The following is a 24119-nucleotide window of genomic DNA, read 5'->3' as shown; positions in this document are numbered from 1 at the left end:
CAGGGAATGAACACAGACTCGGACGATTGGCGCAGCGGTAGCGCGCTTCCTTGACACGGAAGAGGTCACTGGTTCAAACCCAGTATCGTCCACCAGCACAGAAGGCCCGATCCTCACGGATCGGGCCTTCTGGCATTTCCCCAGTCCAGGGACCCGTGTCGCGCGAGCCGTCAACTCCTACCCCGGCAGCTGCACCTGGACCGCACATCGCACCGCTCCGGGCACCTGCCAAGGCGAGCTGACGCGAAAAGACGCTTCCGCGGCCCCCGCCGGGCCGACCGCCCCCTCCATTGGCAAACAGGGCCAACCTTGTACTAATGTCTTTCTTGTTGCGCGGCACGGAAACGGGCCGGGAAACATGCGGACGTAGCTCAGTTGGTAGAGCACCACCTTGCCAAGGTGGATGTCGCGAGTTCGAGTCTCGTCGTCCGCTCCACGAATTCCCCCAGAAACATCTCAGGGAATGAACACAGACTCGGACGATTGGCGCAGCGGTAGCGCGCTTCCTTGACACGGAAGAGGTCACTGGTTCAAACCCAGTATCGTCCACCAGCACAGAAGGCCCGATCCTCACGGATCGGGCCTTCTGCCATTTCGGCTCGCACCACTCAGCCAGCCAACTGAGCGGCCTCACTCGAGCCGGGTCACCTCGACCTCGACGAACATCGCCGACGTGCCGGCGCCGGTGAAGACCCCGTGCAAGGGCCGGACGTCGAAGTAGTCGCGCCCCACGGCGGCCACCACCCACCGGTCACCAGGCTCGAGGTCGTTGGTGGGGTCGTATCCACGCCAGCCGCCGTCCCACCACTCCACCCAGGCGTGGGACTCCCCTGCGACGGTCTCTCCCACCACCGCTTCCTTGCGCGGGTGCAGGTATCCGGAGACGTACCGGGCAGGCACACCCACCGAACGCAGCGCGCCCAGTGCCACGTGCGCCATGTCCTGGCACACGCCTGCGCGCTGCTCCCAGGCCTGGCGAGCCCCCGTCGTCGCGTCCGTGGAACCGGGAACGTACTCCATCTCGCGGTGCACCAGACGGCAGATCTCCCGGGCCGCGTCACCCGGTGTCGGTGAGAGCATCGCGAGCTCACGTGCAGCCAGCACCAGGTCCGGGGCGGGAGCCACGAGCTCGGGGATCGCGAGGTACTCCGTCCACCGGTCCTGGCTCTGGGCGCGTCCCATCTCGTCCCACGACAACACCGGTCCCGGGGCCGCCCGACGATCGGTGTGGACGGTGCTGATCGAACGCACCGTCATCGACCGGTGCGGATCGAGGACCTCGAAGGCAGTGACCTCGTTGCCGAACCAGTCCCGGTAGACCTGACTCCACGGTGCCGGGTCGACCTCGACCCGGTGGTGAGCCACGATCTGCCCCGGCCTGGTCTGCGGCGTCAGCCGAGCCTGGTTGTAGGACGCCAGCACCTTCCCGCCGTACTCGAACCCCGTCGTGTGCACCACTCGCAGCCTCATGAGACCCGTCCCCCCATCCAGTACGTACCTTCCGAACCTGCGAAGTAGCGCCGACCGATCGCCTCGGTCGCCTCGGCGCAGGTGCGCTGCAACCGCTCCATCTCTGCCGGGAGGTCTGCGGTGACCTCCGACAACGCCCGGTACTCCAGGTCCGCGCGCGTGCGTCCCACCAGTCGGTGGGCGTCGTTCTGGAACCCGGCCCGCTGCCCGCCCTCGAGGTTGTCCAGGCACTGCTCGGCCCTCGACATCGAGAAGACCACCGATCGCGGGAAGAGGCGGTCCAGGAGCAGGAACTCCGCCGCGCCACGGTCCGTCTCCAACCCCTTGTAGGTGCGCAGGAACGCCTCGTGGCCACCGCAGGCCCTCAGGATCGAGGTCCACGGAGACCCGGCTGTGGAGCGGAACGACGCCGTCGCCACCAGGCGCGAGGTCATGTCGGCCCGCTCGATGAAGCGCCCCAGAACCAGGAACTGCCAGCCCTCGTCGCGCGTCATCGTCGCATCGGCGGCACCGTTGACCAGCGCGACCCGATCCCGGACCCAGGTGAAGACCGAGGCGAGTGGCATCCGGGCCAGCTGGCCCGAGGCGACGACGCGGTGGGTGCTGTTCAGCGCCTCCCACATCGGCTCCGAGAGCGTCTCCCGGGCCCGTCGAGCGCTCTCGCGGGCCGCAGCGAGGTTCGCCGCCACCGAGGTGGGGCGGTTGATGTCGTGCACCAGGTGGGCCAGAACCGTAGCGGTGTCGACCGGTTCGTCGTCCTCTACGCCCACCCCCATGATCGAGAGCAGGTTTCGGCAGGTCTCCTCTTCCTGGGCCGGTGCCGCCTCCCACAACAGTTGCGTCTGGACGTCGAGGATGCGCGCGGTGTCCTCCGCGCGCTCGACGTACCGACCGATCCAGAACATCGACTCCGCGATCCGACTCAGCACTGCGGCTCCTCCTCCACGTCGTCACGCATCTGTTGCTGTTGCTGCTGTTGTCCGTGCTGCTCGGCCGAGGCCGGGTCAGGGGCGTGCATCGCCGGCCCCTCGCTCGGCGCCTGGGCCATCCGCACCGGGTGCACCGGTGCCACCTCCTCCACCGCTTCGGGCGTCGCGTTCCCGGCGATCACCCAGGTGTCCTTCGAGCCACCTCCGCGTGAGGAGTTCACGACCAGTTCGCCCTCCCCCAACGCCACCCGCGTCAGACCCCCGGGCAGCACCCAGACGTCGTTGCCGTCGTTGACCGCGAAGGGACGCAGGTCGACGTGGCGCGGCACCAGGTCACCGTCGAGCCAGGTCGGGACGGTGGAGAGCTGGACCACCGGCTGCGCGATCCAGCCACGGGGGTCGTCCACCAGACGACGCCGCAGAGCGTCGAGCTCGGCACGCGAGGCCGCCGGTCCGATCACGATGCCCTTGCCGCCGGAGCCGTCGACCGGCTTCACGACCAGCTCGTCGAGCCGGTCGAGCACCTCCGCCAGTGCCTCGGGCTCCCCCAGACGCCAGGTGTCGACGTTGGGCAGCAGCGGCTTCTCACCGAGGTAGTACTCGATCAGGTCGGGCATGTAGGTGTAGACGAGCTTGTCGTCGGCGACCCCGTTGCCGACCGCGTTGGCGAGCGTCACCTGACCGGCACGGGCGGCGTCGATCATCCCGGGACAGCCCAGCATCGAGTCGCCGCGGAAGTGCACCGGGTCGAGGAACTCGTCGTCGACCCGGCGGTAGATCACGTGGACCGGCTCCAGGCCGTGCGTGGTCCGCATCATCACGCGGCCACGGCGGCACTCCAGATCGCGGCCCTCCACCAGTTCCACCCCCATGGTGCGGGCCAGCAGGGCGTGCTCGAAGTAGGCGCCGTTGTAGACACCGGGCGTCAGCACCACCACGGTCGGGTCGGTGACGCCGGCCGGCGCCGCGGCACGCAGCGCCGCGAGGAGACGTTGCGGGTACTCGGCCACCGAACGGATCCGGTGCCGCTGCAGCGACTCGGGCAGTGCCGCTGCGATGGCCCGGCGGTTGGTCATGACGTAGGAGACGCCTGAGGGGACCCGGACGTTGTCCTCCAGCACCCGGAAGTTGCCCGCCTCGTCACGCACCAGGTCGATCCCGGAGACGTGCACCCGGACCCCGTTGGGCGGACGGATCCCGACAGCCTCACGATGGAAGTGCGATGAGGTGGTGACGACGCTACGCGGCACGACGCCGTCGCTGAACACCTGACCGGAGTCGTAGACGTCGGCCAAGAACGCCTCCAACGCTGCGACGCGCTGGCGTACCCCGGCCTCGACGTTCGTCCACGTCTCCTGCTCGATCACGCGCGGGAAGACGTCCAGTGGGAACGCGCGTTCCTCGCCGCCGATGTCGAAGGTGACGCCCTGGTCGAGGTAGGAGGTGCGCAACGCCTCCATCCGCGCCTCGAGTTCGTCGACACCGAGGGCACCGATCGACTCGGCCAACTCCAGGTAGGAGGCCCTGAGGCCGTCGGTCCCCACCATCTCGTCATGAGCCACCCCGCATGGGCGGTACGCGTTGATCACCTGCTGCATGACGCGAAACTAGGGACGCGGTGTGTCACCCGTGTTGCCGAGGCGTAACGGGTTCAGGCCGGTGACGGCGTCGCTCCTCACACCGACGACACGCCGCACGGTGCCACCCTCCTAGAATGAGCCGGTGAGCACCGAGAACCCCCGCACCGAGTCGCCCCGCACCGTCACCCCCGTCGCTCCCCCGTCCGCCGAGATCCGCCAGCAGGCCACCGAGCGTCTGGCCGGTCTGGCCACCCCGCCCGGCGCGCTGGGTCGTCTGGGAGACATCGCAGTCTGGTTCGCGGCAGCCAACGGCAACGCCGTCCCCGAGCAGCTCACCAACGTCCGTCTGGCGATCTTCGCCGGTGACCACGGCGTGGCCCAGCACGGCGTCTCTGCGTTCCCGGCCTCGATCACCCCCGCCATGGTGCAGATGTTCCTGGCCGGCAAGGCAGGTGTCAGCGCTCTGGCCCGTGCCCACGACGTGCACGTGCGCGTGCTCGACCTCTGCGTCGACGACGACCTCGCCGGTGCTCCGGCCGAGGTGCAGAAGTTCAAGGTGCGTCGCTCCACCGGCGCGATCCACCTCACCGACGCCCTCACCGAGGACGAGTTCGAGGCTGCCTACACCGCCGGGCGCACGGTCGCGGCCGAGGAGATCGCCGCCGGAGCCCAGTTGCTCCTCTCCGGCGACATGGGCATCGGCAACACGACGCCTGCCGCCGCGATGATCGCCTCCGCCCTCGGTCTGCCCGCTGCTGAGGTCACCGGCCGCGGCACCGGCATCGACGACACCGCGCTGGCCCACAAGATCGGGGTCATCCAGACTGCCCTGGACCGCGCCGGCGACCGCAAGGACGACCCGTTCGAGACCCTCAAGGCTCTCTCCAGCGCCGACCTGGCCGCGACCACCGGTTACATGGTCGCCGCTGCCGAGGCCGGCGTGCCGGTGCTGCTCGACGGTCTGATGTCGGTGGCGTGTGCACTCACCGCCGATCGGATCGCGCCCGGCGCAAGCGCCTGGTTCCTGGCCGGCCACCGGTCCACCGAGCCCGGCCAGGCGATGGCCCTGGAGAAGCTCGGCCTCACCCCGCTCGTCGACCTCGGCATGCGCCTGGGTGAGGGCAGCGGCGCCGTCGCCGCAGTCCCGGTGCTGCGCAGCGCCGTCGCCCTCCTGCGTGAGGTCGCACTGCTCAGCGAGGTCATGGGCGCGTGAGTTCCCACCGCGGTGGAACGGCGTCCGGTCCGGTCACCCTGCGTGACTCCTGGCGGCTCGCCGCGGGCACGCTGACCGCTCTTCCCACCGCGATGCCCTCGCGCGTCGACGCCGTCGTCGCGCGGGGGTGCGTGCTGCTCGCCCCGGCGGCGGTCCTGCCGCTGGGCATCGGCGTGGTCCTGGTGGGTCTTCTCGCCGTCGTGGTGGACGTCCCGGCACTGGTGGCCGCGTTCGGCGCGGTGGCGGTGCTCGCGCTCGGCTCCCGCGTCATGCACGTCGACGGGCTCTCCGACACCGTCGACGGACTCACCGCCTCCTACGACCGCGAACGCAGCCTCGCGGTGATGAAGACCGGCACCTCCGGCCCGGCGGGCGTCATGGCCACCGTCGTGGTCGCCGGGATGCAGGCCGCTGCCCTCGCAACGCTGCTGACTTCCTGGCAGGGTTCCCTGCTCGCCGGCGTCGCTGTCCTGGCCTCGCGCGGCGCTCTGGCCCTGACGTGTCGCCGCGGCGTCCTTCCGGCCCGTCGTGACGGGCTGGGGCACCCGATGGCCGGGGTCGTTCTGACGGGCGCCGCAGCCGCCCTCTGGGTGGCGCTGGCCGCTCTCCTGACCGGTGCCGGCGCAGCAGCCGGCCTCCCGCTCTGGCAGCCGGTTCTGGCCGCGCTCGCCGCAGTCGCGACAGTGCTGGTGCTGGTGCGCCACACGACCCGCCGCCTCGGAGGCGTCACCGGCGACGTCTACGGTGCCGGGGTCGAACTCGCGCTCACCGCACTGCTCGTGGTCCTCAGCGCTGGCTGAGTGCCACCCTGCGAGTCAGAGTTCCAGGACGCGACCGGCCACCACCAGGTGCACGGCCTCGGACGACGCCGCGACCCGCTGGTTGACGGTGCCGAGCAGGTCCCGGAAGATCCGACCGGAGCGGTGCTCGGGGACGAGCCCCATGCCGACCTCGTTGGTCACCCAGACGATCCGACCCGGGTGCGACGCAGCAGCTGCGAGCACGACGTCGAGACGCGCCTGAACCAGAGCGTGGAGGTCGTCGGAGGAGCGCTCCCAGGCACTCTCCTCGTCGATCACGCTGGTGACCCACGTGCCCAGGCAGTCCACCATCACCGCACCCGCGCCACCGAGGGCGGATGCCACGTCGGTGCCTTCGACCGTCCTCCACGACGCCGGGCGTCGGGAACGGTGCAGTGCGACGCGCGCCGCCCAGTCCGGGTCACCTTCCACGTCCGGGGACGGGCCAGGTGCCACGTAGACGACCTCGGCCGCCCCGGCCATCAGGGTTTCGGCATGGGTCGACTTGCCGCTGCGCACTCCCCCGGTGACCAGCACCGTCCGAGGCTGCGCGCCGGCACTGGGGAGCCTCACTCCTCGTCCCGCGCGAACGACTCGTCGGCGTGGGTTCCGGGGCGAGGCGCCCAGGGCAGTTCCTGTGCCGGGCGCACCACGATCAGCTTGTCGCCGCGGGCCAGCTGGGTGACGACCGGGTCGTAGTAGCGGTGCACCTTCTCGTCGCGGATCACCGCGATCACCTGGTCGGCGACCCGCTGGGGCTGCATCCCTACCTCGGTGACCAACAGTTCCCGTTCGGCGACCTCGAGGCCCTCCGAGGCGGTCAGCAGGTCCTCCATGACGGTGCCGAGCTTGGGCGAGAGCGACGAGAGGCCGAGCAGGCGGCCCACCGTCTCGGCGGAGGTGATGACGGAGTCCGCGCCGGAGTGCCGCATCAGGTCGGCGTTGTCCTGCTCACGGACCGCAGCGACGATCTCGGCGTCGGGGTTGGCCTGGCGCACCGTGAGGGTGGTGAGCACGTTGGTGGCGTCCTGGTTGGTGGTGATGATGACGCGCGAGGCCTCTGCGACGTCAGCCATCTGCAGGACGTGACGGCGGGTGGCGTCACCGGTGATGACGGCGAAACCGTCGGCGTGCGCCTCCTCCAGGGCCGCAGGGCTCGGGTCGACGACCACGATCCGTTCAGGCGCGTAGCCACTGGTGAGCAAGGTCAGCGCTGCGGAACGACCCTTCGTGCCGTACCCGACGATGACCACGTGGTCGTGCATCTGCTTCCTCCACCGGGAGATCCGGAACATCTCACGTCCCTGGCTCGCCAGCACCTCGAGCGTCGTGCCGATCAGCAGGACGAGGAAGGCGATGCGAGCGGGCGTGATGACGAATGCGTTGACGAGCCGAGCAGTGTCCGAGACCGGCGTGATGTCGCCGTAGCCCGTGGTGCTCAGGGTGACGGTCGTGTAGTAGATGGCATCGAGCAGGTCGACCTTGCCGCTGGGATCATTGCCGTCCTGGTAGCCCGCGCGGTCCAGGTACACCAGCAGGACCGTGCCCACCAGGACCGACGTCGCTGCCAGGAGCCGACGTCCCAGGGCACGCCACGGGGACGTCTCGGGTTCCGGCAGCCGGACCAGGGTCCCCGAGGGCGGGGACGACTCGAACCGCTTGCTCACGTCGGTGAGTCTGTCACGCCGCGGCGTCCTTGCGACGTACAGCCGCACCGCGACGCGCCAGCACCGTCTCCGTCTGGGGGAACACCCGGTCGAAGGAAGCGTTGACGGCGGCTCCGATCAGCATCGCGATCGAGAGCAGGTAGAGCCACAGCAGCACCGCGATCGGCGCGGCCAACGGACCGAAGACCGAACTCGACTCCGACGCCGTGGCGGTGAGGAACCCGCGCAACAGGTAGGAACCCGCGATCCAACTCGCCAGCGAGAAGATCGCTCCCGGGAGGTTGAAGCTCCAGTTCGTCTTCACCGGCACGGCCACGTGGTAGAGCGTCGCGAGGAACACCACGCAGAGCAGCACCACGACCGGCCAGTAGAACCGACCCAGGACGCTCACCTGCTCAGGCAACCAGGCGTTGATCAACGACGGCCCCGCGACCACCAACGGCAGAGCGAGCGAGCCCAGCACCATCGCCAGGATGTAGAGCGAGAAGGACAACGCCCGGGTCCGCACGATCCCGCGCTGGCCACCGAGGCCGTGCATGATCGTGATCGTGTCGACGAAGACGTTCAGGGCCCGGGAGCCGGACCAGAGCGCCAGGAAGAAACCCAACGACATGACGTCGAAGCGGCCCCCACGCAGCACCTCCTCGATGGTCGGCTCGATGACACGGGACACCGCGTCCTCGGTGAGGACCTTCGAGGAGAGCGAGACGATGGCGTTCTCCAGGTCGGCGATCTGCGCCGGCGGATACCGCTCGGAGATGTAGCCGATCGCGCCGGTGAGGGCGAAGATCAGCGGCGGCACCGAGAGGACGGCGAAGAAGGCCGCCTCTGCGGCGAGGCCCGTGACCCGGTGTCGCAAGCAGGCGCCCACGGTCTCGACGACGACGCGCCAGAGCCGGAAGAGCAACACCGAGGCCCAGTCCCGCAGCCGCGCAGCCCGCGTGGCTGTTTCTCCGGTACTCGACGCGGGATCCTGCGTCCTCGGTTCGGTACTGGACATGGCGCTCACCCTAATCGGGCCGAGTCGAGTGCTGGCGCAGGCCCACCGAAATGCAACGGAGGCCCCGTGCCGAAGCACGGGACCTCCGCAAGGCCTCAGTCGCGGCTCACTCGCGTGACCGCGGCAGGGCTCAGGAGAGCTCGAGACCCGGGTAGAGCGGGTTGGCGTCGAGCAGCTCGGCGCTGGCCGCACGGACACGGTCGGCCACGCCCTCGGCGAGGACGTAGGACGCCTTCGACGGGTCGCCGGCCTTGGTGGTGCCCGGCGTGGTGTTGCTGAGAACGTCGACGATGAGCTCGGCGACCTTGTCGAACTCCTCGTGGCCGAAGCCGCGAGTCGTCAGGGCCGGAGTACCCAGGCGGATGCCCGAGGTGTACCAGGCGCCGTTGGCGTCCTGCGGGACCGAGTTGCGGTTGGTGACGACACCGGCGTCGAGCAGGGCCGACTCCGCCTGACGGCCGGTGAGACCGAAGGAGGAGACGTCGACGAGCACGATGTGGTTGTCGGTGCCACCGGTGACGAGCTTGGCGCCACGCGAGAGGAAGCCCTCGGCCAGCGACTTGGCGTTGTCGGCCACCTGCTGGGCGTAGGCCTGGAACTCCTCGGTACGGGCCTCGGCGAACGCGACGGCCTTGGCAGCCATGACGTGGCTGAGCGGGCCACCGAGGACCATCGGGCAACCGCGGTCGACGCTGGGGGCGTACTCCTTGGTCGCGAGGATGAAGCCACCGCGCGGACCACGCAAGGACTTGTGCGAGGTGGAGGTGACGATGTCGGCGTAGGGAACCGGGTTCTCCTCGCCGGTGAACACCTTGCCGGCCACGAGGCCTGCGAAGTGAGCCATGTCGACCATGAGGGTCGCGCCGACGGCGTCCGCGATCTCGCGCATCTTGCGGAAGTTGATGCGGCGCGGGTAAGCGGAGTAACCGGCGACCAGGATGAGCGGCTTGAACTCCTTGGCCTGCTCCATCAGGGCGTCGTAGTCGATCAGACCGGTCTCGGGGTCGGTCGAGTACTGGTTCTGGTGGAACATCTTGCCGGAGATGTTCGGGCGGAACCCGTGGGTGAGGTGGCCACCGGCGTCGAGCGACATGCCCAGGAGGCGCTGGTTGCCGAGCTCGTTGCGGAGCTCCTCCCACTCCTCCTCGGACAGGTCGTTCATGTTCTTGACGCTCATCTTCTCCAGCCACGGGCCCTCGACGCGGTGCGCGAGGATCGCCCAGTAGGCGGTGAGGTTGGCGTCGATGCCGGAGTGCGGCTGGACGTAGGCGTACTCGGCACCGAACAGCTCGCGGGCGTGCTCAGCGGCGATCGACTCCACGGAGTCGACGTTCTGGCAACCGGCGTAGAAGCGGTGGCCGACGGTGCCCTCGGCGTACTTGTCACTGAACCAGGTACCCATGGTCATGAGCACGGCCGGGGAGGCGTAGTTCTCCGAAGCGATGAGCTTCAGCGATCCACGCTGGTCGGCGAGCTCCTGGCGCGTGGCCTGGGCAATACGGGGCTCGACGGAGGCAATCACCTCGAGAGCTGCGTCATATGCGGCGCTGGTGGTCTTCGCAAGTGCGTCGGTCATGGGCAACAGCCTAGATCGGTTCGTGACCGAGCAAGAACACGGGCCCGCAGCCCCGTGTGACCTGCAACTCACCGAAGGTGCGCCCCAGCCTCAGAACCAGCACCGGCGTCCCATAGACTGAGACGCGAGTCCACATAGCGAACATAACGGTTGTGACAAGACTGTCCGCACCATGAGACTCGCCAGCATGATCAGCCCGGCCACCCATCAGTACCTCGTGGAGCGACTCCACGTGGACCTGATGCGTACCGGCAGCGCGATCTGTTGGCTGCACTGACCCTGACATCCAGATCCGTCGGTCCTCACCCGAGAGAGGACCGCAGCGCTGCAAGGAACACTGATGACTGCCACTCCCACCGCCCCGTCCCGTCCCCGTCGCAAGCGCGGCGAGGGCCAGTGGGCCCTGGGTTACTCCGAGCCCCTCAACAAGAACGAGCAGAGCAAGAAGGACGACAACCCACTCAACGTGGAAGGTCGCATCCTCGGCATCTACTCCAAGAAGGGCTTCGACTCGATCGACCCCGCCGACCTGCGCGGCCGCTTCCGCTGGATGGGTCTCTACACCCAGCGCGCGCCCGGCTTCGACGGCGGCAAGACCGCGACCGTGGAGGAGGAGGAGCTCGACGCTCGCTTCTTCATGATGCGTGTCCGCACCGACGGCGCGATCCTCGACGCCCACGCGCTGCGCACCCTCGGTGGCATCTCGGTCGAGTTCGGCCAGAACACCGCCGACATCACCGACCGCAACAACATCCAGTACCACTGGATCCGCATCGAGGACGTCCCCGAGATCTGGGACCGCCTCGGCAGCGCCGGCCTGACCACCCTCGAGGCCTGCGGCGACTCCCCGCGTCCCTTCCTCGGCTCGCCGGTCGCCGGCATCGCCAAGGACGAGATCATCGACGGCACCCCCGCGATGGACGAGATCAAGCGCCGCATCCTGGGCAACCCCGAGTTCTCCAACCTCCCGCGCAAGTTCAAGACGTCCGTCTCGGGTCACCCGAGCCACGACGCCGCGCCCGAGGTCAACGACATCTCCTTCGTCGGCAACGTCCACCCCGAGCACGGGCCCGGCTTCGACGTCTGGGTCGGCGGTGGTCTCTCGACCAACCCGATGCTGGCCGTCAAGCTCGGCGTCTGGGTCCCGCTCGACGAGGTCGCAGACGTGTGGGAGGCGGTCTGCGGCATCTTCCGTGACTACGGATACCGCCGACTTCGCTCCAAGGCCCGCCTCAAGTTCCTCGTCGCCGACTGGGGCAAGGACAAGTTCATGGAGGTCCTCGAGGGCGAGTACCTCAAGCGTGAGCTGATCCGCCTCGACTCCCCCGGCGTCCCCACCCGTCAGGGTGACCACATCGGTGTGCACGAGCAGAAGGACGGCAAGTTCTACATCGGTGCCGCCCCCGTCGTGGGCCGCATCAACGGCGAGATCCTCAACGGCCTCGGCGACATCGTCGAGAAGCACGGCGCCGCCGGCGTCCGCCTGACCGCCTGGCAGAAGCTCGTCGTGATCGGTGTCGACGCCGACAAGACCGAGGCCGTCGTCGCCGACCTCAAGGAGATCGGCCTCGACGCGCGTCCCTCCAACTGGCGCCGCAACACGATGGCCTGCACCGGCATCGAGTTCTGCAAGCTCGCGATCGTCGAGACCAAGGCTCGCGCCGCCGCGCTCATCGACGAGCTCGAGCGACGCATCCCCGAGCTCGACGTGCCGATCTCGGTCAACATGAACGGTTGCCCCAACGCCTGCGCCCGCACCCAGATCGCCGACATCGGCCTCAAGGGTCAGCTGGTCATGGACGAGGACGGCAACCAGGTCGAGGGCTTCCAGGTGCACCTCGGTGGCGCCCTGGGCCTGCAGGCCAACTTCGGCCGCAAGCTGCGCGCCCACAAGGTGACCAGCCTCGGTCTCGACGACTACGTCACCACCGTGGTCCGCAACTACCTGACCGACCGCACCGAGGGCGAGAGCTTCGCCACCTGGGCCGCCCGCACCGACGACGCCAACCTGCGCGGCGACCTCGCGCTCGAGGCGGTCTGACATGTCGGGACGCGCCCAGCCGAACCACTGCCCCTACTGCGGTGACGACAACCTCTGGCCCCACCTCCCGGCGGAGGACGCCGAGGCGCCGGGCGCGTCCTGGGAGTGCCGCTCCTGCCTGCGCAAGTTCGACGTCAAGTACCACGGCATGATCGCCAGACCTGGGGGAAACAGGTGAGCACCGAGACGACCAACGCCGCTCGGGCGTTCAAGGGCACCCACACCGAGGGGCGTTCCCCCGAAGAACTGCGCGAACTGGTCTCGCACATGGGCGCCGAGCTCGAGCTCGCTCCCGCCGAGACCATCATCGAGTGGGCCGCCGCCACCTTCGGCGAGCGGTTCGCCATCACCTCGTCCATGGGCGACGCCCTGCTGGCCCACCTGGCCGCGAAGGTCGTCCCTGGCGTGGACATCGTCTTCCTCGACACCGGTTACCACTTCGTCGAGACCATCGGAACCCGTGACGCCGTCGCCGCAACCATGGACGTCAACGTCGTCACGATCCTGCCTCCGCTCACCGTGGAGCAGCAGGACGCCGCGTACGGCAAGGATCTCTACAAGACCGATCCTGACCTGTGCTGCAAGTTGCGCAAGGTCGACCCGTTGGCCACCTCGCTGGACGGGTACGACGCTTGGGCATCCGGACTCCGACGCGCAGAGACCCGCAACCGGGTCGTCGCGCCGGTGATCGGCTGGGACGCCAAGAAGGGCAAGGTGAAGGTCTCCCCCATCGCTCGCTGGAGTGACGAGCAGGTGGAGTCCTACATGGCCGAGAACGGCGTCCTGGTCAACCCACTCGTCTACGACAACTACCCGTCGATCGGCTGCTGGCCGTGCACACGGCGCGTTGCCCCTGGTGACGACCCGCGCAGCGGTCGCTGGGCCGGCACCAACAAGACCGAGTGCGGACTGCACTCCTGAGGCAATCCCCCACTCCCCCCGTGCAGCAACGGGCGGTGGAAACACTGCCCGTCACCCACACCTGAAGAGCATCACAGGATCGACAACGTCGTCGATGCACACCACCGGAGAGATTGGGAGGCACCCGTCATGGCTGCTCCTGCATTGGTTGCACTCGCCCACGGTTCCCGCGACCCCAGGTCCGCGGCGACCGTCAAGGCACTGGTCGACGAGGTCCGACGCATGCGTCCGGACCTCCGAATCGAGCAGGCATTCCTCGACCTGTCCAAGCCGTCGTTCACCTCGACGGTGGACCGACTGGTGAAGGCGGGCTTCGACGAGATCGTCGTCGTCCCGCTGCTGCTGACCGAGGCGTACCACGCCAAGGTCGACGTTCCCGAGGCCGTCGCGGAGGCCATGAGCCGCCACGCCGGTCTCCAGATTCGCGCCACCGGAGTGCTCGGACTCGAGACCACCTTCCTCGACGTCCTCGACATCCGGATGCGCGAGGCGCTCAAGGACGCACGTGTCCGCGAGCTCGACGCCCTCGTCCTGGCTGCCGCAGGGTCCTCGGACCCCCTGGCCAACCAGTCCGTGGCCCGTCTGGCCCGCCTCTGGGGCGCCCGCCACAAGTTGCCGGTGAAGGCTGCCTTCGCCTCCGCGGCACCGCCGACCACCGGTGAGGCCGTGCGCGCGTTCCGTAACCAGGGACGTCGCCACATCGCGGTCGCGTCGCTGTTCCTGGCGCCCGGCTTCCTGCCGGACCGCGCTGCCGAACTCGCCCACGAGGCAGGCGCCGTGGCGGTCTCCGCACCGCTGGGCGCCCACCCCGAGGTGGCCCGCACCGTCCTGGCCCGCTACGCCGTGGGTGCCGTCGAGCTCGTTCCGGTGTGACCGCGAACTGAGACCGCCGGCACCGGCCGCCTGCGTGGGGGAATCACCCCACCAGGCGGCCGGTCAGCATTTCGAGGGCAGCGGCCGGGTCAGCGGCCACGCCACCGTGGACCGGTCCCGGCTGCAGCACCGTCGACTTGGGTGCCTTGAGGAAACCGAAGCGCTGGCTGATCGGGCGTCCCGCAGCGGCACCGCCGCGCGAGTCGCCGGCGCAGACCCCCTCGACGAAGTCGAGCGAGGAGCAGACCCGGTCGACGTCGAGCGTGGGTGCGAACGCCTGCACGCGCGCGCGGTCGACGTTCCAACGCACCTGCAGGAAGTCGGCCTCCTGGCAGTAGACGACGACGCCGACGTTGAGGAACTCCTCACGCTCGGGGCGCGGGACGCAGCGCAGCACCACGTACTGGTAGGTGAAGCTCTGCTGTGCGGTGGTGTCCACCGGGGCCGTGGTGTTCATGCCGCACCGCCCGGCAGCCACACCCGCTGGGCCAGACGCGCGTCGAGGAAGTCGACGTAGGCGGCACGGAGTTCGTCGGGGGTGACGTCGGGCGTCGAGGTCAGCCACACGTCAGGGATCTCGGCGACGATCTCGGTGAAGACCTGGCGCGAGAGCACCGCACGGGCGCGCTCGTCGGCGGCCGGGACGCGGTCGACATGACGCTCCAGGACGTGGTCGGTGACGTCCCACTTCTGGACGGCGAACCGGGCCGGGTCAGTGATGCTGCGCGACCAGGCGTGGTGGAAGTAGAGCGAGGCGCCGTGGTCGATCACCCAGACCTCGTCACGCCACACCAGCAGGTTGGGGTTGCGCCACGAACGGTCCACGTTGGCACAGAAGGCGTCGAGCCACAGGATGGTGCCGCACTCGTCGGGGTCGGCGTCGACGTCACCGTCGAATCCGAACGAACCAGGGAGGTAGTCGACGCCGAGGTTGAGGCCGATGCTGGCCTGCAGCAGGTCCTGAACCTCCTCGTCGGCCTCGTAGCGCGCGATCTCCGCACCGAGCTGGAGCGCGACCAGACGCGGGGTACGCAGTCCCAGACGCATCGCCAGACCACTGGCGATCATCTCCGCCACCAGCACCCGGACACCCTGTCCGGCGCCGACGAACTTGATGACGTACGTGCCGGAGTCGTCTGCTTCGACGATCCCGGGCAGACTTCCGCCCTCACGCAACGGGGTGACGTAGCGCGTCACCTTCACTTCAGGAATCACTGATGTCCACATCGTCCAGTCGGGCCAGTTGGGCCGCGACGTCGAAATCTGCCTCGGGCCAGTCCAGGTCGAGTCCGGCAAGGGCCTCGGCGAGGATCTGCGCCACGGCAAGGTTACGGAACCACTTGCGATCCGCGGGAACCACGTACCAGGGGGCGTGCTCGGCGTCTGTCCGTTCCAACGCGATCTCGTGAGCGGTGCGGTACTCGTCCCAGAGCGCGCGGTCGTCGAGGTCGGAGGGGTCGTACTTCCAGTGCTTCGCGGGATTGAGGAGTCGTTCGCGCAGCCGCTCGGCCTGCTCCTCGGGGCTGATGTGCAACAGGATCTTCACCACCGTGACGTCGTCCTCGGCGAGGTCGTGCTCGAACTCGGCGATCGCGCCGTAACGGCGTTCGATCTCCTCGGGTGGGGCGAAGGAGCGAACCCTCTGGATCAGCACGTCCTCGTAGTGGCTGCGGTCGAAGACCCCGATGTGTCCCGGCGTGGGCAGGGCAGGACGGATCCGCCAGAGGAAGTCGCGGGCTCGCTCTTCGGCGGTCGGTGCCCCGAACGAGGTGATCTGCAGACCGCGGGGATCGACCAGACCGAACGCCTTGCGGATGGTCCCGCCCTTGCCGGAGGTGTCCATGCCTTGCAGCACCACCAGCACCCGCTGTCGTGACCCGGCCAGCCGTGCCGCCCAGAGCCGCTCCTGCAGGTCGGCGAGCACGGGGGCGAGGTTGGCGAGCGCCTGCTCCCCCGCCTTGCGGCCATCCACACCGGGAGTGGCGTCGGTGGCGAACGAGGTGAGGTCCACCGGCCCCGACTCGAGACGGAGGGCAACAAGATCGACGGGGCCCAGCCCCACGTCCGGAGAGGAGTTCATCGCCCCATCATGACGGCGCACGAGCACGCCGTCAGCCCCAGTCAGGTTCCTCTTCGGTCTCGGCCGCGTGGGCGTCGAGAGCTTCACGCACGACGCTGAACGCGAGGCCGGAGTTGTACCCCTTGCGGGCCAGCATCCCGACGAGCCGTCGGGTCGCGACCTGTCGGTCGAGCCCACCCACGGAGCGCATCTTCTTGGCGACGAGTCGTTCGGCGGCGTCGCGTTCGTCCTCGGGATCGATCTCGGCGACGGCCTCCTTGACCACCTCGTCGTCGATCCCCTTGCGGCGCAGTTCCTGGGCCAGGGCACGTCCGGCGAGTCCCTTGCCGGGCTGGCGGCTGGCGATCCACATCCGGGCGTACGCCTCGTCGTCGATCAGACCGACCTCTTCGAAGCGGTCCAGGAGCCGTGTGACGAGCTCTTCGGGGACGAACTTCTTGGCCAGCTTGTCGTTGAGTTCCTTGCGGCTGCGGGCCTGCCCGGTGAGCTGGTCGAGGATGATCTTGCGCGCGTACTCCTCGAGCTCGAGCGGCGTCATCGCCGCCACTGCCTCTTCCGGGGAGAGCTTGGGCTTGCGCTCCTTGCGGGGTTTGAGGTTGCCGTCCTCCTCGTAGCGCGAGGGGCGCTTGGCTGCCTTCTTCGCGGCACCACCGGCGCGGCTTGCGGCCTTGCGGCTGCCGAATCCCTCGCTGCGACCGCCCCGTCCGGGAGCCCACTCGGAGCGGCGCTCGGCACCCCGACCCCACGTCTGACGCGGGGTCTCGGCGGGGTCGACGTCGGGAACGAACGGGGTGTCGGGCAGTGGGCCGGCCCACTCCGGCGGTTCGGTGGGAATCAGGTCGTCACGGGAGACACCTGCCCCGTCGAGCCATGCGGAGACGCCGAAGCCGACGTCGCCGAGCCAGGGGTCTGGCTCGGCGCCGCCGGCACGCTTCGGGTCACCCATGCGTCACGCGGGAGTGGTCAACAGGAGAGATCAGGCCTCGACTCAGAAGTCGTCGACGCCGATCGGCTCCTCGGAGAAATCCTCAGCCGGAGCGTCGACCTGCGGACCGACACCGAGCTTCTCGAGGATCTTCTTCTCGATCTCGTTGGCGAGGTCGGGGTTGTCCTTGAGGAACTTGCGCGAGTTCTCCTTGCCCTGACCGAGCTGGTCGCCTTCGTAGGTGTACCAGGCGCCGGCCTTGCGGACGATGCCCGCGTCGACGCCGACGTCGATCAGGCCACCCTCGCGGGAGATGCCCTTGCCGTACATGATGTCGAACTCAGCCTGCTTGAACGGCGGGGCGACCTTGTTCTTGACGACCTTGACGCGGGTGCGGTTGCCCACGGCGTCGGTGCCGTCCTTGAGGGTCTCGATACGACGCACGTCGAGGCGGACCGAGGAGTAGAACTTCAGCGCACGACCACCGGTGGTGGTCTCCGGCGAACCGAACATGACGCCGATCTTCTCGCGCAGCTGGTTGATGAAGATGGCGGTGGTGTTGGAGTTGTTGAGGGCACCGGTCATCTTGCGGAGCGCCTGGCTCATGAGGCGCGCCTGCAGGCCGACGTGGCTGTCACCCATCTCGCCCTCGATCTCGGCACGGGGCACGAGCGCTGCGACGGAGTCGACGACGATGAGGTCGAGGGCACCGGAGCGGATCAGCATGTCCGCGATCTCGAGCGCCTGCTCACCGGAGTCGGGCTGGGAGACGAGGAGAGCGTCGGTGTCGACGCCGAGGTTCTTGGCGTACTCCGGGTCGAGAGCGTGCTCGGCGTCGATGAAGGCGACGATGCCGCCGGCGCGCTGGGCGTTGGCCACGGCGTGCAGGGCGACGGTGGTCTTACCGGACGATTCAGGACCGTAGATCTCGACGACGCGACCACGCGGCAGACCGCCGAGGCCGAGGGCGATGTCGAGGGAGATGGCGCCGGTGGGGATGACCTCGAGCGGAGCGCGGGTCTCGTCACCCAGTCGCATCACGGAGCCCTTGCCGAAGGACTTCTCGATGTTGGCCAGCGCTGCGTCGAGCGCCTTGGTTCGGTCGCCGCCGTAGTTCACCGGTGCGGACTTCTTGGCTGCCATGTGCAGCTCCGATCTCGTCGTAGGTCGTCGTCAGGTACATCTGCGACGCTAGAGCGGACCACCGACAACTTCCTGATCAGAAGTGCCACGACTGTGGAGAACGTCCCGCCCGCGTCGTACCTGTGGACAGCACCCTACCCGAACACCTGTTCGACGGAGCGAATTCGGATCGAACGAATTCCTGTGCTCAGCGGAGCCTGTCCGGCAGCCCCAGAGCGGTGTGCACCGCAGCCCAGACCTGCTTGGGCGGGATGCCCGCGTCGAGCGCTTCCTTCGCCGTGCGCGAGCCGAGTTCGGCCATGACGAACATCTCGGCCCAGGCGCCTGCGGAGGCCTGCCCCAGGGCCTCGTCCATCCGGACCCAGAACTCCGTGTGCCTCATCTGCCCTCCGTGATCGGTCCCGCGCGGACCCGACGTCCGGCCGGAACAGCCAACCACGGGGGTGAGGCCGAACAGCAACACGAGTCCCGCCCACGGTGTCGGTACCGGGTGCAAGGATGGCGACGTGTCGGCACTGGACGATTTTCACGCCCCCACTCGCGAGTGGTTCCGCGCCTCCTTCCCCGCGCCCACCCCTGCTCAGGAAGGCGCCTGGAGCGCAGTGGCCCGGGGCCGGCACGCCCTCGTCGTGGCTCCCACCGGGTCAGGCAAGACACTGAGTGCGTTCCTCTCCTCCCTCGACGCCCTGCTCTCCACCCCTGTGGCCGAACGCCCCGAGAAGGCGCACCGCTGTCGGGTCCTCTACGTCTCCCCGCTCAAGGCGCTCGCCGTCGACGTCGAACGCAACCTCCGGGCGCCGCTGGTGGGCATCACCCGCACTGCCGAACGTCTCGGCATCGAGGTGCCCGACGTCACCGTCGGGATCCGCTCGGGCGACACCCCTCCCAACGAACGACGCAAGCAGGCCACCGCACCGCCGGACATCCTCATCACGACGCCGGAGTCGCTGTTCCTGATGCTGACCAGCCAGGCCCGTGAAGCCTTGCGCGGCGTCGAGACGGTCATCCTGGACGAGGTGCACGCCGTGGCCGGCAGCAAGCGCGGCGCACACCTGGCGGTCTCTCTGGAACGCCTCGACCACCTGCTCCCCCGGCCCGCCCAGCGGATCGGTCTCAGCGCCACGGTGCGTCCGGTCGAGACGGTGGCGACCTTCCTCGGCGGCGACCAGCCGGTCGATGTCGTCCAGCCGAGCTCCACCAAGGAGTGGGACCTCACCGTCGTCGTCCCGGTGGAGGACATGACGTCCCCGGCCCCGCGCGAACTCCCCGAGGACGGCGGAGACCCGTTCGGCGAGGACTGGGACCCGGACGCCTCGAAACGGGCCTCCTCGATCTGGCCGCACGTGGAGGAACAGGTCGTCGACCTGGTCGAGCAGCACCGTTCGACGATCGTCTTCGCCAACTCCCGTCGGCTGGCCGAGCGGCTGACGTCGCGGCTCAACGAGATCGCGTCCCGACGGGCCGAGGGGGCAGCGGCCACCCGAGAAGCACAAGGGCCGCCGGCGGAGGTGATGGCGCAGGCCGGCACCTCCGAGCCCGCCGAGGTGGTGATCGCCAAGGCGCACCACGGCTCGGTGTCGAAGGAGCAGCGGGCCCTGATCGAGGACGACCTCAAGCAGGGACGCCTCCCGTGCGTGGTGGCGACCAGCAGCCTGGAGCTGGGCATCGACATGGGTGCGGTCGACCTCGTCATCCAGATCGAGTCGCCTCCGAGTGTGGCTTCGGCGTTGCAGCGCGTGGGCCGCGCCGGCCACCAGGTCGGTGAGACCAGTCGGGGTGTGCTGATGCCGAAACACCGCGGCGATCTCGCACAGACGGCGGTGGCGGTGGACCGGATGCGTACCGGTGGAATCGAGTCGTTGAAGGTGCCCCTGAATCCGCTCGACGTGCTGGCCCAGCAGGTGGTGGCGGCGTGCGCCGTCGACGACTGGGACGCGAACGAGCTGTACGCGTTGATGCGACGGGCGGCGCCCTACCGGACGTTGCCGGCCTCGGCGTGGGAGGCGACCCTGGACCTGCTCGCGGGTCGGTACCCGAGCGAGGAGTTCGCGGAGTTGCGGCCTCGGATCGTGTGGGACCGGGTGACGAACATGATCACGGCCCGCCCCGGTGCCCAACGTCTGGCCGTCACCAGTGGCGGCACCATCCCTGACCGGGGTCTCTTCGGTGTTCACCTGGTCGGCGAGGGTGCGGGCCGACGGGTCGGCGAGCTCGACGAGGAGATGGTCTACGAGTCCCGGGTCGGTGACGTCTTCGCGCTGGGCGCGACGAGTTGGCGGATCCAGGACATCACCCCGGACCGGGTGATGGTGACCCCGGCGCCGGGCGTCCCGGGCAAGCTCCCGTTCTGGAAGGGCGACTCCCCCGGACGTCCGGCCGAGCTCGGCGCCGCGGTGGGTGAGCTGCACCGGACGTTGGCTGCGATGCCCCCGGCGAAGGCGGAGGAGTCCGCGCGAGCGTTGGGACTCGACGAGTACGCAGCCTCCAACCTGGTGCGCTACCTCACCGAGCAGGCCGAGGCGACCAACCTCGTGCCGAACGACCGTCAGGTGGTGGTCGAGCGGTTCCGGGACGAGCTCGGGGACTGGCGGATCATCGTGCACTCCCCCTACGGCACTCCGGTGCACGCTCCGTGGGCGTTGGCGATCAACGCGCGTCTGCGGGAGCGCTACGGGGTGGAGGCGCAGGCGATGGCGTCGGACGACGGGATCGTGGTCCGGCTCCCCGACACCGACGACGAGCCACCGAACGCGGAGCTGGTGGTCTTCGAGCCCGACGAGATCGAGCAGATCGTCACCACCGAGGTGGGTGGGTCGGCACTGTTCGCGAGCCGCTTCCGTGAGTGTGCCGCGCGGGCGTTGTTGCTGCCGCGTCGCAACCCGGGGCGTCGTTCTCCGTTGTGGCAGCAGCGTCAGCGCAGTGCCCAACTGTTGGAGGTCGCGTCCAAGTACCCGTCCTTCCCGATCGTGCTCGAGGCGGTACGGGAGTGTCTCCAGGACGTCTACGACCTTCCGGCGCTGGTGACGCTGCTGCAGCAGGTGCAACGTCGTGAGATCCAGGTGGTGGAGGTCGCGACGACGTCGCCGTCCCCGTTCGCCGGCAACCTGCTCTTCGGTTACGTGGCGCAGTTCCTCTACGAGGGTGACTCCCCGTTGGCAGAACGGCGCGCTGCTGCGTTGTCGTTGGACCAGTCGCTGTTGGCGCAACTGTTGGGCCGGGCCGAACTGCGCGACCTGCTCGATCCCGACGTGCTCCTCCAGGTCGAGGCCGAACTGCAGTGGCTGGCGCCGGACCGTCGGGCGAAGGACGCCGAAGGGGTCGCCGACATGCTGCGTCTGTTGGGGCCGTTGTCGGGCGATGAGATCGCTGCCCGCAGCACCGATCCGGGCGCGACCGCCGGGTGGATCGAGGCCTTGACGACCTCACGCCGGGTCTTCCCTGTGCGGATGGCCGGGCGCGAGGTGTTCACGACCGTGGAGGACGTCACCCGTCTGCGTGACGGGCTCGGGGTTCCGGTGCCGATGGGGGTCCCCACGACGTTCACCCAGGAGGTCACCGAAGATCCGGTCGGCGACCTGGTGGCCCGGCACGCCCGTACCCACGGTCCTTTCGTGCCCGCCGACGTCGCGACCCGGTTCGGGTTGGGCGAGTCAGTGGTGCGTCAGGCGGTCGAACGTCTCACTGCGCGGGGCCGGTTGGTGGAGGGCGAGTTCCGGCCCGGGGCGCACGGACAGGAGTGGTGCGACGCTGAGGTGCTGCGCAGGTTGCGGCGTCGCTCGCTGGCCAAGCTCCGCAAGGAGGTGGAGCCGGTACCGCCGGCCGCGCTGGGACGATTCCTCCCAGCGTGGCAGAAGGTGACGGCAGCGAGCCCGGGGCGCAAGGGCGGTGTGCACGGCATCGACGGCGTGATGGCGGTCGTGGACCAACTCGCGGGCTGCCCGGTCCCGGCGAGCGCGTTGGAACCGCTGGTGCTGGCCGCGCGGGTCCGTGACTACCACAACTCCTACCTCGACGAACTGACGGCGGCGGGAGAGGTGGTGTGGGCCGGCCACGGCGCCTTGCCGGGCAACGACGGTTGGGTCAGCCTGCACGCCGGGGACCGCGCGCACCTGACCCTGCCGGTGCCCGAGGAGCGCGACCACGACGAGATCGCCGCCGCACTGCTGGAGGCGATGGCTGACGGCGGCGCATGGTTCTTCACCCAACTCGCCTCCCGCGTCACGCAGTCCCTGGGCAAGGCGATCGGCGACGCACCTCTGTCGGCTGCCCTGTGGCAACTGGTGTGGGACGGCTTCGTCACCAACGACACCCTGGGACCGTTGCGCTCCCTGATCCGTCAGGGCTCGACGACGCACCGCACCCGTCGTACCCCACCACGCACCGGCCGGATGCCGGCACGCACCGGGCCTCCCGGCACTGCGGGCCGCTGGTCGCTGCTCCCTGAGCTGGACACCGATCCCACCCGACGGGCCCACGCCCGAGCCGAAGTCCTGCTTGAACGCCACGGCGTCGTCACCCGGGGCGCCGTCACCGGGGAACGCGTCCCCGGTGGGTTCGCCGGCGTCTACCGGGTGCTGGCTGCGCTGGAGGAGACCGGACGGTGTCGCCGTGGCTACTTCGTCGAGGGCCTCGGCGCAGCCCAGTTCGGCCCCGTGGGGGCCGTGGACCGGCTGCGCACGTTCTCCGAGTTCTCCCCCACCGCCCACGAACCTCTGGTGGTGACGCTGGCCGCCACCGACCCGGCCAATCCCTACGGTGCGGCCCTTCCCTGGCCTCCGGGCGAGGGCCACCGTCCGGGACGCAAGGCCGGCGCGGTCGTGGTGATCGTCGACGGCGAACTCGCGGCCTACGTCGAGCGGGGCGGGAAGTCGTTGCTCACCTTCGACGCGTCCGCCAGCGTCAACCGGGCGGTGGCGGTGTCGCTGGCCGAGACCGTGACGCGCGGCGCGTGGGACTCCCTCAGCGTCGAACGGATCGACGGTCAGCCGGTGCTGGGCTCGGGCGAGACTCCGCTGCGTACGGCGTTGGCCGAGGCCGGGTTCGTGGTGACCACCAAGGGGCTGAAGATCCGTGCCCGAGGGTGACACCGTGTTCCGGGCCGCGCGGCGCATCGACGCCGCGCTGGCCGGCCGGGTTCTCTCGCGCACCGACTTCCGGGTCCCTGCGATCGCGACCACCGACCTGACCGGCTGGACCCTGCGCGGGACCCGCACCCACGGCAAGCACCTGCTCACCGACCTCGTCCCGCCTGGGTCCGACGACACCGGTCCGGCATGGCTCGACCCGGTGCCCTCCGACGCCCTCACCCTCCACACCCACCTCAAGATGGAGGGGACGTGGCTGACCCAGCGCACCGGCAGCGGCTGGAAGCGCCCGGAGTTCACCGCGCGGGTGGTGTTGGAGAGCGAGGACCGTCAGGCGGTGGGGTTCTCGCTCGGGATCGTGGCCCTGCTCGACCAGCACGGTGTCGCCGAACTCCGAGCGCCCCTGGGGCCTGACCTGCTCCACCCCGACTTCGACGCCGACGAAGCGATGCGACGGTTGCGATCGGAGGGGTCGCTGCCCTTTGTGCAGGTGGCCCAGAACCAACGGCTCATGGCTGGGCTCGGCAACATGTACACCTGCGAGCTGGCGTTCCTCACCGGCGTGAACCCGTACACGCCGCTCAACGCCGTGGCGAACCTTGCGCGGGTGGTCACCCGCGCGCGACTGCTGCTGGAACAGAACGTGACGCGCGCAGTCCAGTCCACGACCGGCGTGCTGTCCGCGGGACGCAACACCTGGGTCTACCGCCAGAAGGCGTGCCGACGCTGCGGCACCCGTGTGCGGGTGGCGAAGATTGGCTACGTCGGGCAGGAACGCACGACGTACTGGTGCCCGCGGTGCCAGCCCGCGGCCTGA

21 protein-coding genes and 3 tRNA genes are annotated in these 24119 nt (G+C 69.2%); 11 read left to right on the top strand and 13 right to left on the bottom strand.

The window, feature by feature from the left end; translation table 11 throughout:
* The first annotated feature begins 20 nt into the window (after positions 1 to 20).
* From EOV43_RS06845 to EOV43_RS06835, 3 genes are all read left to right on the top strand, one after another.
* Positions 21 to 95: transfer RNA gene (locus tag EOV43_RS06845), tRNA-Val, on the top strand.
* Between the two features lie 265 nt (positions 96 to 360).
* A tRNA-Gly gene (locus EOV43_RS06840) sits at positions 361 to 436 on the top strand.
* A 41-nt stretch (positions 437 to 477) separates the two neighbouring features.
* Positions 478 to 552: transfer RNA gene (locus EOV43_RS06835), tRNA-Val, on the top strand.
* A 78-nt stretch (positions 553 to 630) separates the two neighbouring features.
* Here EOV43_RS06835 and EOV43_RS06830 read toward each other — a convergent pair.
* The 3 genes from EOV43_RS06830 to EOV43_RS06820 are packed head-to-tail and all read right to left on the bottom strand — an operon-like array spanning position 631 to position 3997.
* Positions 631 to 1470, bottom strand: a complete 840-nt coding sequence (locus tag EOV43_RS06830) for a transglutaminase family protein (protein WP_128220437.1) — start codon at positions 1468 to 1470, stop codon at positions 631 to 633.
* A complete protein-coding gene (locus tag EOV43_RS06825; RefSeq protein WP_128220435.1) occupies positions 1467 to 2399 on the bottom strand; it encodes an alpha-E domain-containing protein in 933 nt (310 codons plus the stop codon). The genes EOV43_RS06830 and EOV43_RS06825 overlap by 4 nt, the downstream gene beginning before the upstream one ends.
* The gene (locus EOV43_RS06820; protein ID WP_128220433.1) at positions 2393 to 3997 is read right to left on the bottom strand and encodes a circularly permuted type 2 ATP-grasp protein; all 1605 of its coding nucleotides are present in this window, start codon (positions 3995 to 3997) and stop codon (positions 2393 to 2395) included. Before EOV43_RS06820 ends, EOV43_RS06825 begins: the two co-directional genes overlap by 7 nt.
* Before the next feature lie 124 nt (positions 3998 to 4121).
* Between EOV43_RS06820 and cobT the strand changes: the two genes are divergently transcribed.
* A complete protein-coding gene (cobT, locus tag EOV43_RS06815; RefSeq protein ID WP_128220431.1) occupies positions 4122 to 5192 on the top strand; it encodes a nicotinate-nucleotide--dimethylbenzimidazole phosphoribosyltransferase in 1071 nt (356 codons plus the stop codon).
* Complete coding sequence (locus EOV43_RS06810) at positions 5189 to 5992, top strand: adenosylcobinamide-GDP ribazoletransferase (RefSeq protein WP_239022256.1); 804 nt, start codon at positions 5189 to 5191, stop codon at positions 5990 to 5992. The genes cobT and EOV43_RS06810 overlap by 4 nt, the downstream gene beginning before the upstream one ends.
* A 15-nt stretch (positions 5993 to 6007) precedes the next feature.
* On the opposite strand, the gene EOV43_RS06805 is transcribed toward EOV43_RS06810, so the two are convergent.
* The 4 genes from EOV43_RS06805 to EOV43_RS06790 form a co-directional block, all read right to left on the bottom strand.
* Positions 6008 to 6529, bottom strand: a complete 522-nt coding sequence (locus tag EOV43_RS06805; protein ID WP_128220429.1) for a bifunctional adenosylcobinamide kinase/adenosylcobinamide-phosphate guanylyltransferase — start codon at positions 6527 to 6529, stop codon at positions 6008 to 6010.
* 32 nt (positions 6530 to 6561) lie between these two features.
* Positions 6562 to 7659: a potassium channel family protein gene (locus EOV43_RS06800; RefSeq protein ID WP_128220427.1), complete on the bottom strand. Its 1098-nt coding sequence runs from the start codon at positions 7657 to 7659 to the stop codon at positions 6562 to 6564.
* A gap of 13 nt (positions 7660 to 7672) precedes the next feature.
* Positions 7673 to 8659, bottom strand: a complete 987-nt coding sequence (locus tag EOV43_RS06795; RefSeq protein ID WP_128220425.1) for a YihY/virulence factor BrkB family protein — start codon at positions 8657 to 8659, stop codon at positions 7673 to 7675.
* A 130-nt stretch (positions 8660 to 8789) separates the two neighbouring features.
* The gene (locus tag EOV43_RS06790) at positions 8790 to 10235 is read right to left on the bottom strand and encodes a glycine hydroxymethyltransferase (protein WP_128220423.1); all 1446 of its coding nucleotides are present in this window, start codon (positions 10233 to 10235) and stop codon (positions 8790 to 8792) included.
* A 340-nt stretch (positions 10236 to 10575) separates the two neighbouring features.
* Between EOV43_RS06790 and EOV43_RS06785 the strand changes: the two genes are divergently transcribed.
* From EOV43_RS06785 to EOV43_RS06775, 4 genes are all read left to right on the top strand, one after another.
* Positions 10576 to 12276: a nitrite/sulfite reductase gene (locus tag EOV43_RS06785; RefSeq protein WP_128220421.1), complete on the top strand. Its 1701-nt coding sequence runs from the start codon at positions 10576 to 10578 to the stop codon at positions 12274 to 12276.
* A gap of 1 nt (position 12277) precedes the next feature.
* Positions 12278 to 12454, top strand: coding sequence for a hypothetical protein (locus EOV43_RS15390; protein WP_164878780.1), 177 nt, complete (start codon positions 12278 to 12280; stop codon positions 12452 to 12454).
* Complete coding sequence (locus EOV43_RS06780) at positions 12451 to 13197, top strand: phosphoadenylyl-sulfate reductase (RefSeq protein WP_128220419.1); 747 nt, start codon at positions 12451 to 12453, stop codon at positions 13195 to 13197. Before EOV43_RS15390 ends, EOV43_RS06780 begins: the two co-directional genes overlap by 4 nt.
* Positions 13198 to 13326: 129 nt before the next feature.
* Positions 13327 to 14070, top strand: a complete 744-nt coding sequence (locus tag EOV43_RS06775; protein ID WP_128220417.1) for a sirohydrochlorin chelatase — start codon at positions 13327 to 13329, stop codon at positions 14068 to 14070.
* A gap of 43 nt (positions 14071 to 14113) precedes the next feature.
* On the opposite strand, the gene EOV43_RS06770 is transcribed toward EOV43_RS06775, so the two are convergent.
* The 6 genes from EOV43_RS06770 to EOV43_RS06745 all read right to left on the bottom strand — a co-directional run bounded on the left by EOV43_RS06770 (position 14114) and on the right by EOV43_RS06745 (position 18600).
* On the bottom strand, positions 14114 to 14527 hold the full coding sequence (locus EOV43_RS06770; protein ID WP_128220415.1) for a DUF3037 domain-containing protein: 414 nt from the start codon (positions 14525 to 14527) through the stop codon (positions 14114 to 14116).
* Positions 14524 to 15267, bottom strand: coding sequence for a HipA family kinase (locus EOV43_RS06765; protein ID WP_239022255.1), 744 nt, complete (start codon positions 15265 to 15267; stop codon positions 14524 to 14526). The genes EOV43_RS06770 and EOV43_RS06765 overlap by 4 nt, the downstream gene beginning before the upstream one ends.
* A 7-nt stretch (positions 15268 to 15274) precedes the next feature.
* Entirely contained in the window at positions 15275 to 16150 is an 876-nt protein-coding gene (locus tag EOV43_RS06760; RefSeq protein WP_128220411.1) for a PPK2 family polyphosphate kinase, read from the bottom strand.
* Positions 16151 to 16181: 31 nt separating this feature from the next.
* On the bottom strand, positions 16182 to 17096 hold the full coding sequence (locus EOV43_RS15690; protein ID WP_239022254.1) for a regulatory protein RecX: 915 nt from the start codon (positions 17094 to 17096) through the stop codon (positions 16182 to 16184).
* Positions 17097 to 17138: 42 nt separating this feature from the next.
* Complete coding sequence (recA, locus tag EOV43_RS06750) at positions 17139 to 18194, bottom strand: recombinase RecA (protein WP_417626022.1); 1056 nt, start codon at positions 18192 to 18194, stop codon at positions 17139 to 17141.
* Between the two features lie 211 nt (positions 18195 to 18405).
* Positions 18406 to 18600: a DUF3046 domain-containing protein gene (locus EOV43_RS06745; protein WP_128220407.1), complete on the bottom strand. Its 195-nt coding sequence runs from the start codon at positions 18598 to 18600 to the stop codon at positions 18406 to 18408.
* Positions 18601 to 18724: 124 nt separating this feature from the next.
* On the opposite strand from EOV43_RS06745, the gene EOV43_RS06740 reads away from it, so the two are divergent.
* Positions 18725 to 23302, top strand: a complete 4578-nt coding sequence (locus tag EOV43_RS06740) for an ATP-dependent helicase (protein WP_128220405.1) — start codon at positions 18725 to 18727, stop codon at positions 23300 to 23302.
* Positions 23289 to 24119: a DNA-formamidopyrimidine glycosylase family protein gene (locus EOV43_RS06735; protein WP_128220403.1), complete on the top strand. Its 831-nt coding sequence runs from the start codon at positions 23289 to 23291 to the stop codon at positions 24117 to 24119. The genes EOV43_RS06740 and EOV43_RS06735 overlap by 14 nt, the downstream gene beginning before the upstream one ends.

Source organism: Nocardioides yefusunii, from assembly GCF_004014875.1.
GTDB classification, from domain to species: Bacteria; Actinomycetota; Actinomycetes; order Propionibacteriales; family Nocardioidaceae; genus Nocardioides; species Nocardioides yefusunii.
Note: the sequence above shows the minus strand (reverse complement) of the source record. Positions and strands in the feature narration are given on the sequence as shown.